Origin of the sequence: Rhodococcus sp. SJ-3 (genome assembly GCF_051918125.1) — a bacterium.
In the GTDB taxonomy this organism is placed as follows: domain Bacteria; phylum Actinomycetota; class Actinomycetes; order Mycobacteriales; family Mycobacteriaceae; genus Rhodococcus.
The window spans coordinates 2,834,832-2,847,701 of the sequence record NZ_CM123306.1 but is presented as its reverse complement, the minus strand read 5'-3'; the positions used below and the strand labels follow the sequence as shown (position 1 = coordinate 2,847,701).

Annotated in this window: 11 protein-coding genes; 4 read left to right on the top strand and 7 right to left on the bottom strand. The window is 63.6% G+C overall.

Annotated features, from left to right (window positions below; translation table 11 throughout):
• The first annotated feature begins 2 nt into the window (after positions 1-2).
• Together ACTDXD_RS13125 and ACTDXD_RS13120 are read left to right on the top strand one after the other, a co-directional pair.
• On the top strand, positions 3-266 hold the full coding sequence (locus tag ACTDXD_RS13125; protein ID WP_440127422.1) for a hypothetical protein: 264 nt from the start codon (positions 3-5) through the stop codon (positions 264-266).
• Positions 267-474: 208 nt separating this feature from the next.
• The gene (locus ACTDXD_RS13120) at positions 475-1,260 is read left to right on the top strand and encodes a hypothetical protein (RefSeq protein WP_440127421.1); all 786 of its coding nucleotides are present in this window, start codon (positions 475-477) and stop codon (positions 1,258-1,260) included.
• A 633-nt stretch (positions 1,261-1,893) separates the two neighbouring features.
• On the opposite strand, the gene ACTDXD_RS13115 is transcribed toward ACTDXD_RS13120, so the two are convergent.
• From ACTDXD_RS13115 to ACTDXD_RS13095, 5 genes are all read right to left on the bottom strand, one after another.
• Positions 1,894-2,310 carry a hypothetical protein gene (locus tag ACTDXD_RS13115; protein ID WP_440127420.1) on the bottom strand — a complete coding sequence of 139 codons (417 nt, stop codon included), beginning with the start codon at positions 2,308-2,310 and terminating at the stop codon, positions 1,894-1,896.
• A gap of 665 nt (positions 2,311-2,975) precedes the next feature.
• Positions 2,976-5,366, bottom strand: a complete 2,391-nt coding sequence (locus ACTDXD_RS13110; RefSeq protein WP_440127419.1) for an ATP-binding cassette domain-containing protein — start codon at positions 5,364-5,366, stop codon at positions 2,976-2,978.
• A gap of 160 nt (positions 5,367-5,526) precedes the next feature.
• Positions 5,527-5,937: a VOC family protein gene (locus ACTDXD_RS13105; protein WP_440127418.1), complete on the bottom strand. Its 411-nt coding sequence runs from the start codon at positions 5,935-5,937 to the stop codon at positions 5,527-5,529.
• A 10-nt stretch (positions 5,938-5,947) separates the two neighbouring features.
• Positions 5,948-6,385, bottom strand: coding sequence for a helix-turn-helix transcriptional regulator (locus ACTDXD_RS13100; RefSeq protein ID WP_440127417.1), 438 nt, complete (start codon positions 6,383-6,385; stop codon positions 5,948-5,950).
• A gap of 60 nt (positions 6,386-6,445) precedes the next feature.
• Entirely contained in the window at positions 6,446-7,453 is a 1,008-nt protein-coding gene (locus ACTDXD_RS13095; RefSeq protein ID WP_440127416.1) for a LacI family DNA-binding transcriptional regulator, read from the bottom strand.
• Positions 7,454-7,600: 147 nt separating this feature from the next.
• Here ACTDXD_RS13095 and ACTDXD_RS13090 point away from each other — a divergent pair, with 147 nt between their 5' ends.
• Entirely contained in the window at positions 7,601-8,788 is a 1,188-nt protein-coding gene (locus ACTDXD_RS13090) for an acyl-CoA dehydrogenase family protein (protein WP_440127415.1), read from the top strand.
• A 112-nt stretch (positions 8,789-8,900) separates the two neighbouring features.
• The gene (locus ACTDXD_RS13085) at positions 8,901-9,356 is read left to right on the top strand and encodes a tellurite resistance TerB family protein (RefSeq protein WP_440127414.1); all 456 of its coding nucleotides are present in this window, start codon (positions 8,901-8,903) and stop codon (positions 9,354-9,356) included.
• A gap of 80 nt (positions 9,357-9,436) precedes the next feature.
• Here the strand turns inward: ACTDXD_RS13085 and ACTDXD_RS13080 are convergent, their stop codons facing one another.
• The gene (locus ACTDXD_RS13080; protein ID WP_440127413.1) at positions 9,437-10,885 is read right to left on the bottom strand and encodes an alkaline phosphatase PhoX; all 1,449 of its coding nucleotides are present in this window, start codon (positions 10,883-10,885) and stop codon (positions 9,437-9,439) included.
• A 175-nt stretch (positions 10,886-11,060) separates the two neighbouring features.
• Positions 11,061-12,806, bottom strand: a complete 1,746-nt coding sequence (locus ACTDXD_RS13075) for a cholesterol oxidase substrate-binding domain-containing protein (protein ID WP_440127412.1) — start codon at positions 12,804-12,806, stop codon at positions 11,061-11,063.
• Positions 12,807-12,870 lie beyond the last annotated feature (64 nt).

Below are 12,870 nucleotides of genomic sequence, written 5' to 3'. Positions count from 1 at the left end.
GCATGAGTATCTCGCTTGTCGACCGCGAGGTTGGCGCTCGCAGACGAAGCTACGTCCGCGCAGCACCCGGTTTCGACCTCGTTGTCGGGCTTTCCGTCATGACCATCGTCGTGGGCGTGGCGTACGTCCTCGTGCCGATCTGGGCAGCCCCGGACGTTTGGGAACGGGCCAGCGGACCGTTCCAGACGGTGTTCACGGCGATGCTTGCACTCACCGGACCTGCGATCGGCATGTACATGGCGAGTCTCCGAAGGTCGTCGACATAGCACCTCCAAGCAGGAATCGAGCATTGATCGATCACTACCGGGCCAAGACCGGCCCCGACATCGTGAACGATCGGGTAACGAGCACGCTGGCGATTATGGACCCCCCTGCTCCCGACCGCCCGGGTTCCGAACGCATCTGCGGTGTGGCACAGAGCGGTCATCGAGCCGTATAACCTCCGAGGAAAGTATATTTCGGACAGGGGTAGCGATGGAGCCGTGGCTGAACACTGCGCTGACGTGGATAGGAGCGGTCGGAGGCTTCCTGGGGGGTGCAGCCGGTCTTGCCGGTGCATGGGTCGCAGTCACTAGCGCCCGCGAAGCGAAGCTGGAAGCCCGGGCGTCGAGAGAGCAAGCCGAGCAGAGCACGGCGCTCATGGCAGAAGCGGTCGAGACCGCTGATTCGACGAAGCTGATCGCCGGTGACGCCCGGGATCTGGCTATCCAGTCGAACGATCTCGCCGACAAGTCAAACGTCATTGCGACGGAGGCGAAGAGCATTGCGGAAGAGGCCACCGAAATAGCCCGTCGCAGGGAGCAACGCGCGACGGAGGTGCACGACGTTGACTGGGTGTATGAGATGACCGACCCTGGCAAGCTTGAGTTTAGGAACGACGGTCGGCACACTGCCTTTGAGGTCCACCTAGTTGTGTACGTGAACGGCGAGAAGGCGACAGCTGACTTATCCGAGGTGTCGGGTGGCGAGGTGGTGGACCTGGATTTCCCCCAACTTGGAGACGCGATCGTGCACCTAATTCAGGACGAGGTCGCGAAGCGGGTACAGAAGCACCACCAACAGGCGCACGCGGCTGCGTACCTGCAAAGTCCGATCATCCCATACGGGATGGAAGGCATGTTCAGAGTTGACTGGCGTGTTCAATGGCTTTCCGAGCAGGGGACGCCGAGGGAGCAGTCGAATAGTGATCTCGACTACCTCGGAGACCTCGATCCATACGAGGACACGATCGAAACTTTGGTCGACCGTCAACTCGGCTGAGCCTACGTGGCTTGCGCCGAACCGTGATCCGCGGCGACCAGTGCATTCTGGCAGGCGTGTGGTCGCGATGTTGTGGCAGACCGAAGTGAACAGGATGTGACGGGGTCAGGCTGACACCCTCTGATCAGGCCGGGTATATGCCGAAGAAGCCTGCGCCGTTTCTCTCAGCGAAGTGACCATGCACCGATTCCTTCGACCACTTCCGCTTCGTGGACGCGCCGGGCTGACCGGTACCCAGAGCTGCTGGCTGTCACTCACTTCTGAGCATCAGCCCGCTGGCCCCGTGCCTCCGCGGAGGTCGTCTCCGCGCAGGCGTCGGGGAGTCTGGCATCTTGTCAGGAACCTCGGGGAACTCGCCGAGCACGTACCACTCAGAGGGCGGTCACCGAGTGGTCACAGACGACGTGTGTGACCACGTGACGAGCCATCATTTGATGGCACTCGAACCCCACCTCACCTGCATGAACCTTGCGCCGGTGTCACCCCATATCACCAGGCGGGACGGGCGGATTCTGACTAAAATCCGCAGCTCTCGGGACCATGCCCACGGTCGGGCAAAGGGTCTTGTCGGGTCCGGTCATCCAAGGGTCGGATCTCTGAAGTCGCCGTGCACGGACGTTCCAGCGGTAGCGGCTACCGGATTGCAAACATGCTCGCTACCCATCCCAACACAATGCCGAGCCCCAGGGCGACGGGCCCGATCCACGTCAAAGTCTTGCGGGGCTCCTTGCTGGCATCCAGGTAACCGACCACCTGGCCTAGCGCCTGCCAGACCAGATTCCCTCGCATGTCGACCTCGAGGACCGGCCTGATCATCGTCGCCCAGGACTCGTCCCCCCGTGCGACTTCCAAAGAGTGCGGTCCTGAGTGCGTCTCGACCTCGGAGTACACCTTCGAGATGACACCCAAGTTCTGCCTCAGCAAGCGTTCGTTGGCTCGACTGCGGAAAAGATCCCGTATGACAAGCGCCACGCCCACGAATTGGAAGACGAACGCCGCCGTGTACTGCGTGTACAGGCCAGCGTTGGATCGCAAGAAGTCCAGGATCATTCGGAGATTATGCAGGAAAGCGGCCCTGTGCCCTTGCTCCTTGTCGTCCAAGATGTCGACGTCCCAGACCTCGGATCCGTGGGGTTCTGTTGGGTTGGCCCGGCGATGCTCGGCGAGGAGCAGACTATTGAGCCGTGGTGCCTCAAACGCAATTGCGGTCAGACCGGATTACCGGCGCCGCAAGAGCGGTCGATCGACGGTTGAGACCTTCGGATGGGCAAAGGGAGGCAATCGCCGCTGATCGTCATGTGCGGCGCCCTGGAAGACCGCCTGGTCAGTACTTCGCGGGGCGGAGGGACATCTTCTTCATCTACATCGAGCCGCAATCCTCTACCAGGCTGTGCGTGCCAGACCACTGACGCCTGGATCGAAAGCACGACCGGCCGCATGCGGAGTCGCAGGGCTCGCCCCTCCGGGTCCGCAGCGGGTCCGCAGGACTACTCCGACTCGCCATTTCTTCCTCATCTCACCAACGGTCGAATGTGCTGGTCGGGCGCCTCCTACTCACGCAGCTCACATTCGCCATATCTCACTGTTTCCCGAGAAGGGGTCGTTCGGGACGAAGAGGTCGTGGGTTCGAATCCCGCCACCCCGACTCGTGAAACAGCCGATCGGGCGCATTCTCCAGCCGGAGAATGCGCCCGATCGCGTTGATCGGAGTCCCTTCACGCCCCCACGTACTCCGCCAGATGCTCACCGGTAAGCGTCGACCGCGAAGCAACGAGATCCGCCGGTGTCCCCTCGAACACGATGCTGCCGCCATCGTGGCCCGCACCGGGACCGAGATCGATGATCCAGTCGGCGTGCGCCATGACCGCCTGATGGTGCTCGATGACGATGACGGACTTACCGGAATCGACGAGACGGTCGAGCAGGCCGAGCAGATTCTCGACGTCGGCGAGGTGGAGGCCGGTGGTGGGTTCGTCGAGGATGTAGATGTCCCCCTTCTCCCCCATGTGGGTGGCCAGTTTCAGCCGCTGCCGTTCGCCACCGGAAAGCGTCGTCAGCGGCTGCCCGACCTTGATGTAACCGAGTCCGACGTCCACCAGGCGATCCAGGATCTTGTGGGCCGCCGGGATCTTCGAGTCCGCAGATCCGAAGAATTCCTCGGCTTCGGCGACAGACATCCGCAGGATCTCGCTGATGTCCTTGCCACCGAACTTGTACTCGAGCACCTCCGCCAGGAAACGCTTTCCGTCACACACCTCGCAGGGTGTCGCGACTCCGGCCATCATCGCGAGGTCGGAGTAGACGACGCCCGCGCCGTTGCAGTTGGGACACGCGCCTTCCGAGTTCGCGCTGAACAGCGCCGGCTTGACGCCGTTGGCCTTCGCGAAGGCCTTGCGGATCGAATCGAGCATGCCCGTGTACGTCGCGGGGTTGCTGCGCCTCGAGCCTTTGATCGCGCCCTGATCGATTGTGACCACGCCGTCGCGGCCGGCCACCGAGCCACCGATGAGCGAACTCTTCCCCGACCCCGCGACACCGGTCAGCACCACCAGTACTCCGAGGGGGATATCGACGTCGACGTTGCGGAGATTGTTGGTGTCGGCGCCGCGCACTTCGAGTGCGCCCACTCCCGTGCGCACCGACGACTTCAGCGAGGCACGGTCGTCGAGGTGCTTCCCGGTGAGGGTGTCGCTCTTGCGCAAACCGTCGAACGTGCCCTCGAACATCACCTCACCACCCTCGGTGCCTGCGCGCGGGCCGAGGTCCACGACATGGTCGGCGATCGCCATGACCTCGGGCTTGTGTTCGACGACGAGCACGGTGTTGCCCTTGTCGCGCAGTTGAAGCAGCAGATCGTTCATCCGTGCGATGTCGTGTGGATGGAGTCCGATCGTCGGCTCGTCGAAGACATAGGTGACATCGGTCAGGGACGACCCGAGGTGCCGGATCAGCTTGGTGCGTTGGGCCTCACCACCGGAAAGCGTGCCTGCCGGGCGTTCGAGCGACAGGTATCCCAGGCCGATGTCGACGAACGAATCGAGGTTCTGCCGCAGATTGTCGAGCAGGGGGCCCAACGATGGTTCGTCCAGATTTCGAACCCACTCGGCGAGATCGCTGATCTGCATCGAGCACACGTCTGCGATGCTCAGCCCCTTGATCTTCGACGATCGAGCGTCCTCCGTGAGCCGCGTGCCGTCGCACTCGGGGCAGACCGAGAATGTGATCGCACGATCCACGAATGCGCGGATGTGCGGCTGCATCGCCTCTCGGTCCTTGGACAGGAACGACTTCTGAATCTTCGGGATCAGCCCCTCGAAGGTCACGTTGACGCCTTCGACCTTGATCCTCGTCGGTTCCTTGTAGAGGAGATCGTTCAGCTGCTTCTTCGTGAATTTCGCGATCGGCTTGTCGGGATCGAAGAAGCCGCAACCGCGGTAGATCCGTCCGTACCAGCCTTCCATGCTGTAGCCGGGGATTGTCAGCGCACCTTCGTTGAGCGATCTGGTTTCGTCGTACAGCGCCGTCAGATCGAAGTCGGAGACCGATCCCCGACCTTCGCAACGCAGGCACATTCCGCCGGTGATGGTGAAGGAGCGACGTTCCTTCACTGTTCGGCCACCGCGTTCCATCGATACTGCACCGGCACCGCTCATCGAAGCGACATTGAACGAAAACGCCTGGGGCGAACCGATATGCGGCTTACCCGCCCTGCTGAAGAGGATGCGCAGCATTGCGTTGGCGTCGGTTGCGGTGCCGACGGTGGATCGCGGATTGGCGCCCATACGTTCCTGGTCGACGAGGATCGCCGTCGTCAACCCGTCGAGGACGTCCACATCGGGCCGGGCCATGTTCGGCATGAACCCCTGCACGAACGCACTGTAGGTCTCGTTGATCAGCCTCTGCGACTCCGCGGCGATCGTGCCGAACACCAGCGAACTCTTGCCGGATCCGGAGACACCCGTGAATACCGTCAGCCGTCTTTTCGGGATCTCGATGCTGACATCGCGGAGGTTGTTCACCCGCGCCCCGTGGACGAGGATCCGGTCGTGACTGTCAGCGGCGTTCAGTTCACGCGACTGGGTGTTCGTCCTGGCGGACGGCGTCATCGGTGTCTCCGTTTCTCTGTCCGGAACCTCGCTCCGGAGGCCGCAGTAGTGACCTGCTCGACTGTGCCACGCGGTTACTGCAGCGTCAGCCGGATCAATAGATATCGGCAGTCGGACTTGCTCTGACATATAGCGATGTGAAGTGTGAAGATATTGCAGTTCAGCTGGTTTCGTTGATCCGGATCAGATTTCCCGCGGGGTCACGGAAGGCGCAGTCGCGCACACCGTAATCCTGATCCATCGGTTCCTGGAGAACCTCGGCACCACTGCCTTCGAGTTTCGCGAAGAGTCCGTCTAGGTCGTCCGTGGCCAGGGTGAGGGCGCCGTAGTTCCCTTTCGCCATCAACTCGAGGATGGTGTTGCGTTCGTCGTCGCTGATAGTGGGGTCTGCGGCAGGCGGGTTCAGGACGATGGATGTCTCGGGCTGGTTGGGGGGCCCGATCGTGATCCACCTCATGTTCTCGTAGCCGACGTCCTTGCGGACCTCGAATCCGAGTGTGTCGCGGTAGAACGCCAGGGACGCTTCCGGATCGGTGTGCGGGAGGAATGTGTAGTGAATGGTGATGTCCATGGCGCCAACGCTAGCGACGTCCGGACACCTGCGCTTCTCGATTCCTGATCGGTCTCGTCACCTGCTTCGCGACACAGGCCGGTATCCCTTCCGTCCCGTACGCAGCCATGTCCTTGTAGACACTCGGCGGCATACCGACCAGTTCGGCGAAGCGGGTGCTGAAGGTCCCCAGCGAGGAACAACCGACTTCGAAGCACACATCGGTGACACTGAGATCACCGCGGCGCAGCAGCGTCATCGCCCGTTCGATCCGGCGGGTCATCAGGTACGAGTACGGCGATTCGCCATAGGCTTTCTTGAACTGGCGACTCAGATGCCCCGCCGACATGCCCACCCCGCGCGCGAGTGCGTCCACGTCGAGTGGCTGGGCATACTCGCGATCCATGCGGTCGCGGACACGGCGCAACAGGACGAGGTCTCGGAGTCGCTGCGCATCGCCGTTCGTCACGTGCGTGATCGTCCTCGGTCACCGTGGCGTTGTCCAGCAGTGACCGAACGAAAGGGCGGATCAGGTCGATCTCCGCGCGACAAGTTCGACCGGGAGTCTCGTGGACTCCACTGCGCGCCCTTGCACGAGTTCGAGCAGGCTGCGCACCGCGACGGCCCCGATCTCGTGGGCGGGCGAGCGGACCGTGGTCAGCGGGACGGGCAACTGCTCGGCGATGGGGATGTCGTTGTAACCGACCAGGGCGAGGTCGTCGGGGATCGTGAGGCCGAGATCGCGCGCGACCCCGAGGACACCGATCGCGATCGTGTCGCTGACCGCGAAGACCGCGCGCGGGCGATCCGGGCGATCCAGCAGCACGCGAGCGGCCTCGACTCCCCCCGTCACATCGAAACCCGACCGGACGATCCACTCGGGACGCAACGAGACCGACGCACGCTCGAGAGTGTCGACGAAACCGTCACGCCGGTCCCGAGCGGTGCTCGCGTGGTCGGGGCCTGCGATGATCGCGACATCCGAGTACGCGCGGTCGAGCAGATGTTGCGCGGCAAGGCACCCGCCCCGGTAGTCGTCGCCGACGACGAAAGGCAGTCCCGCGTCTGCATGTCTGGTGACGCACAGCAGCGGGAGGGGGCCGAGCGCGAGCGACTCGACGAACGGACCTCCGGGAATGTGCAGGCTGCTGAGCAGTAGACCGTCGACCTGCCGCCCCACGAGCAACGAGATGGAGCGGCGCTGCGCATCGAGGTCGTCGGGAGGACTCGACAACAGCACCGAGTATCCGGCGCCCTCGGCCGCTTCCTCGATGCCCTGGTACGTCGTGGCGACGACGCCGTCGGTCAGTCTGGGCATCACGACGCCGAGCGTGGTGGTCTTGCGGGTGCGCAGGCTCGCCGCCCACAGATTGGGCCGGTAACCCAGCTGCTGCGCTGCCTCGCGCACACGTTGCGCGGACTCCGACCATCCGTCGACGGGCTCGGGCTGGCGGAGCACCCGCGATGCTGTCGAGACGTGCACACCGGCGCGCTCGGCGATCTCTTTGAGAGTCGGTGCGCGGTCGGGTCGGGCCATTCGGCTCTCCTGCTCGTTCGTGTCTGCGCGGGTCCGGGTTGACGACCTGCATCATCCGCCTTAGCGTAGGTGATGCAAACGTTCTCGCAATCGTTCTTGCATACGATTGCACAAACGATGCTTCTCACCTCGAACCCGGAGAAACACATGTCGAACGCACAGTCCCTGACACAGCTCTTCGCCCTCGACTCACTTCTCGAGCCGGAGGAACTCCAGATCCGCGACACCGTCCGCACGTTCGCGAACGGGCGCATCCGCCCGCACATCGCCCAGTGGTTCGAGGACGCGAAACTCCCCGCCCGCGACCTCGCCAAGGAACTGGGCGGACTCGGTGTGCTCGGCATGCACCTCGACGGATACGGCTGCGCGGGAATGAGTGCAACCGCCTACGGGCTTGCGTGCCTCGAACTCGAGGCCGTCGACTCCGGCATCCGCAGCCTCGTCTCCGTGCAAGGCTCCCTCGCGATGTTCTCCATCCACCACTGGGGAAGCGAAGAGCAAAAGCAGGACTGGCTGCCGCGGATGGCCACAGGCGAGGCGATCGGCTGCTTCGGTCTCACCGAGCCCGACTTCGGCTCCAACCCTGCCGGTATGCGCACCAACGCCAAGCGCGACGGCGACGACTGGGTCCTCAGCGGTACCAAGATGTGGATCACCAACGGATCGATCGCCGACGTCGCCGTGGTGTGGGCCCAGACCGACCTCGACGAAGGCGCGAAAGGCATCCGGGGTTTCGTCGTGCCCACCGACAGCCCGGGATTCTCCGCTCCCGAGATCCACGCCAAGATGTCGCTGCGTGCCTCGGTTACCTCCGAACTCGTCCTCGACGGTGTGCGGCTGCCGTCCTCGGCGATGTTGCCACTCGCCAAGGGCTTGCGAGGCCCCCTGACCGCCCTCGGCGAAGCACGGTTCGGCATCGCGTTCGGTGCGCTCGGTGCTGCGCGCGACTGCCTCGAAACCGCCATCGACTACGCCCGGTCGCGGATCGTGTTCGACAAGCCACTCGCGTCGTTCCAGCTGACGCAGGCCAAGATCGCCGATATGGCGCTCGAGGTCGGTAAGGGCCATCTACTCGCCTACAACCTCGGCCGGATCAAGGACCGCGGCGAGGCCACCCCCGAACAGATCAGTACCGGCAAGCTCAACAGCGTCCGTGAGGCCATCGCTATTGCGCGTGAATGCCGCACTATCCTCGGCGCGAACGGCATCACTCTCGAATACCCGGTCATCCGGCATGCCAACAACCTCGAATCGGTGCTGACGTACGAGGGCACCTCCGAGATGCATCAGCTGTCCATCGGTAAAGCACTGACCGGAGAGGCCGCGTTCCGGTGACCGGCGGCCGGACTACGCTCCACGGCTCGAGCTGCCGCAGACCTCACAAAGCACTTTCTTCACATCCGATGGCAGAGTGGTTGGTGCACGAACACCGACACGAAGGGCCACCATGGCGTTCTGGGATCAACTCAAGGCGAAGACCACCGAGCTGAGCGCACAGCTCAAAACCAAGACGGATCAGTTCAAGAACAAAGAATTCGCGAACGCCAGCATGGCGATGTGCGCGCTGATCGCCGCTGCCGACGGCAGCATCGACCCCTCCGAACGGCAGAAGACCGCGGCGCTCATCATGAGCAACGACATCCTCGCGGTGTTTCCGAAGGACGAACTCCGCGACAAGTTCGACTGGTACTGCAGCAAGCTGGAGTCCGATTTCGATTTCGGCAAGGTCGAAGCCACCGCCACGATCGCCAAGTTGAAGTCGAAGCCGGATCAGGCCCGCGCAGTCATCCAGATCGGCATCATCATCGGTGGCGCCGACGGCCACTTCGACGACCATGAGAAGGCCGCGGTGCGCGGCGCTGCACATGCGGTCGGGATCAACCCCGCGGAATTCGATCTCTGACATCCGACGAACGAAAAGTGGAGCCGCACACACTCGGTGTGCGGCTCCACTTCTCGTCGCTCTCGCCGTCGGAGCCCGGGCTAACCGATCGGACGGATCCAGGGGCCGGTGATCGCCAGGGTCAGGCCGGGCGTCTGAATGTTGACGAACAGCGTCCGCCCGTCAGCGCTGAACGCAGGGCCGCAGAACTCGCTGTCATTCATCTCGTTACGCGCCAGCGAGAACGGTGCACCACTCGGCGTGACGCCGATCAGATGGCTGACTCCATCGCCGTCCTCGGCGAGGACGAGTCCGCCGTGCGGAGAAACGGTGATGTTGTCGGGACCGTCGTAGTTGCCGGTGTCGACAGAAGGATCCGGATTGACGCCGAAGAGAACCTTCAGCTCGGCAGTCTCGGAAGCGGGGTCGTAGAACCACACCTGCCCGTCGTGCTCGGCGATGCTGCCGTCGTCGAAACGGGCGTAACTCGCAACGAAGTACGCGCCGCCGTCGCCCCACCATGCACCTTCGAGCTTGCGGCTCCGAGTGACTTCTCCATCTCCGAACTGCTCACGGATGGGTGCGTCGTTCGCATTCCGGTCGGGGACGTCGACCCACTGCACGGCGTAACGCGTTCCCGGCTCGGTGGCCTGCGACAGATCGGTGACGAAGGCGCCGTCCTGGAAACAACTCATCGCCTGGAGCATTCCTGCCGTGTCGCCGCCGACGGACTGCGCCAGCTCGCGCAGTGCTCCGTGCCTGCCCACAAAGCCCTGCGGGGGCACCCATCGGTAGAACAGACCATTGGGCTCGTCGGCGTCTTCGGTGAGGTAGATCGCGCTTGTTCCGGGATCGACAGCGACGGCTTCGTGCTCGAATCGGCCGAGGAACGTCAGCGGCACCGGGCTGGTGCCGACGTTCGCCTCCGCGCTCGCGGGGTCGACCTCGAAGACATAGCCGTGATCTCGGGTCAGACCGTTGTCGCCGGCGCGATCGTCGGTCTCCTCACACGTCAACCACGTGCCCCACGGGGTGATACCGCCGGCGCAGTTGTCGACGGTGCCCGCGAGACTGACGTACTGACCTTCGCGCCGACCATCGGGTCCGACGAGGATCGTGGTGGTGCCGCCACGAGCACCCGGGTCATAGGTCAGACCCTCGACCACGGGGACCGCGAAGGGGTCTTCACTCGCGTCGTCGCCGATTTCGTGGTTCGACACCACCGTAGCGCCGTTGCCTCGCGCGAACACACCCAGCGCATCCGGGTTACTCGGAACCGGGTTGCCGTCGTCGAGCAGTGTTTCCCCAGACGTCGCGAGCACGGTATACGAGAAGCCGATCGGGAGCGCGAGCAGCCCATTGGGATCCGGAATGAGTGGACCGTAGCCGACAGCACCTGGCGCCGCTGCCGCGATACCCGGCCGCACAAGTGCGTCGAGACTTCCGGCGAACGCAATGCCGACACCTGCAAGCGCAGTACGGCCGAGAAAACCCCGGCGATTCAGTGCGGAGCCATGATTCAGTGCGGAACCAGTGACTACGGAGCTCATTTTCCCATACCTCCACAAGATCGAATACAGACTCACGGGACGGTAGTGATCGCGCTGTCCATGCCGATGGAGGTATTGCGTCATTCAGATGAACTACACCGGAATTCACCGTGCCGAGTACCCGACATCGGATTCCGGCACGGTGGTGCCCGCGCCGGGTGAATCCGCTTCCGCGTCAGAGCAAGGTGTCGAGGAAACCATTGCTGAAGACGCGATGTGGATCGTGCCGGTCGAATGCCGCTCTCGCCGCGTCCCAGCCCTCGTCGATTCCCAGCCCGGTGCGATACATGGCAGGAACGGTGTCGCCGAGGAACTGCTGGTTTCGATATCCGCCCTCGGCATCGAACGCCCAGCCCTTGGACCACTCCGAGCGGAACGTCGCGTAGTCACCGGAGTAGTTGGCGACCATCCACGTCTCCATCTCCTGGAAGAACTCGGGCAGACCCGCTGTGCCCGGAAGCGACACGACGTTCATCCAGATCGCAGTGTCCCAGTCGGGCCGATCAGGCCGCGGCCGAACAGGTGACAGATTCGGCGCGCCGGCAGAAGCGACGAGCACCTCGTCCTGGTTGTCGACCGTGCACATCCGCACCTCGAACGGGCCGTTGACGGGGTACAACCCCTGCGACGCGAAGTCGCTCATCCGGGCGTGCAACCACGTCGTGAACTCGTTGATGACCTGCGCGATGTTCTCGCGCTTCGTCACCACCACACCGCCGCCCGCGATGACGCGCAGTGTGGTCGCCCGCAGATAGAACAGCAGATCCTTCGACCAGCCCCAGAGGTCTTCGGTGCCGGTGGCCTTCAGACCTGCCGCGACGGCACCGAACTGCGACGCACCGAATGCCGGGGTGATGGCCTGATTGCCGCTGACCACCTGACCGAGCGGGGTGGTCACCAATTCTGGGATGCTGTCGGTGAAGAAGTAGTTGTAGGGTCCGTGCACTTCGCGTGAGGTGGGCGGCTTCTCGGGAGTGACCGACCAGACCTTGAGCCACGGGGTTTCGGTGAACGGAAACCAGATGGCCTCGACGCGTCCGGACTCCTCTGCGTACCGCTCGAACGTCCGGCCTTGCGCACCCGGCGGCGCGAAGAGTTCCTGCCACGGCACGTCGGTGAAACTCTGACAACGCAACCGATAATTGACACCTGCCATCAGCGTCACAGAGGTGACGAAGGTACGGCCGAGGTGGGTGAGCAGGGGTGTGATGTCCGGATCGGAACGGCGGAACTCTCGCAGTTCGTACTCCCCCACCGTGGCGTTCCAGACCACTGCGGTGAGCGAGACGATGAGGTTCGACAGGGAACCGAAGGATTGCCCCGGGACGGCCTGTTCCCCTGCGGCGGGGTAGGTCGCGCCGTGGGCACCGATCGACAGGGCCCCCGCGATGGTGATGTCGCCGATCGCCGGTGAATTGGCCCAGCCGAGACCTTCGGCCTGGAGTGCCGAGAGGATCGATTCGAGGCTCGCGCCGCCACCCGCAGTCACGGTGGCCGGAGAACCTCCTCCGTCGACGCTCACAGAGTTCAGATGCGTGATGGTGTCGATGAGCACGATCTTGTCGGCACTCTCACCGGGCACGAGAGTGAGCGGGCTCCAACTGTGCATCGATCCTCTGGGACGGACACAGTAGCCGTGGCCGTGAGCCCAGTTCGCAATGCGCACGACATCGCCCGGTTCGCGCGCGGCGGCTGTCCACACGGCGTCGAACCGGATGGTCTTCGCCCAGTTCTCGAAGCGCTGCTGAACGAGCGGGATATCAGCGGGAAACTCAGGAGGTGCGGGGATGGTCGCGCGCGGGTCGCCGAGCGGGATGGCTCCGGCGGGGGCCCAGCCCAACCCTGCAAGCGCCGCAGCACCCGCAGCAGCGCCGAGGAAGCCACGCCGACCGAAGACAACGCTCGAGGTTCGTTCGCTCACGTGGATGAGCTCCGTTCTGTGGAGAAATCGGGACGGAGCAAAAATAGAACAAGTTTCTTTTCGA

Bases quoted from the DNA above. Each gene is read 5' to 3' on its own strand.
- ACTDXD_RS13125 (WP_440127422.1), top strand. From the start codon at position 3: ATGAGTATCTCGCTTGTCGACCGCGAGGTTGGCGCTCGCAGACGAAGC.
- ACTDXD_RS13120 (WP_440127421.1), top strand. From the start codon at position 475: ATGGAGCCGTGGCTGAACACTGCGCTGACGTGGATAGGAGCGGTCGGA.
- ACTDXD_RS13115 (WP_440127420.1), bottom strand. From the start codon at position 2,310: ATGATCCTGGACTTCTTGCGATCCAACGCTGGCCTGTACACGCAGTAC.
- ACTDXD_RS13110 (WP_440127419.1), bottom strand. From the start codon at position 5,366: ATGACGCCGTCCGCCAGGACGAACACCCAGTCGCGTGAACTGAACGCC.
- ACTDXD_RS13105 (WP_440127418.1), bottom strand. From the start codon at position 5,937: ATGGACATCACCATTCACTACACATTCCTCCCGCACACCGATCCGGAA.
- ACTDXD_RS13095 (WP_440127416.1), bottom strand. From the start codon at position 7,453: ATGGCCCGACCCGACCGCGCACCGACTCTCAAAGAGATCGCCGAGCGC.
- ACTDXD_RS13090 (WP_440127415.1), top strand. From the start codon at position 7,601: ATGTCGAACGCACAGTCCCTGACACAGCTCTTCGCCCTCGACTCACTT.
- ACTDXD_RS13085 (WP_440127414.1), top strand. From the start codon at position 8,901: ATGGCGTTCTGGGATCAACTCAAGGCGAAGACCACCGAGCTGAGCGCA.
- ACTDXD_RS13080 (WP_440127413.1), bottom strand. From the start codon at position 10,885: ATGAGCTCCGTAGTCACTGGTTCCGCACTGAATCATGGCTCCGCACTG.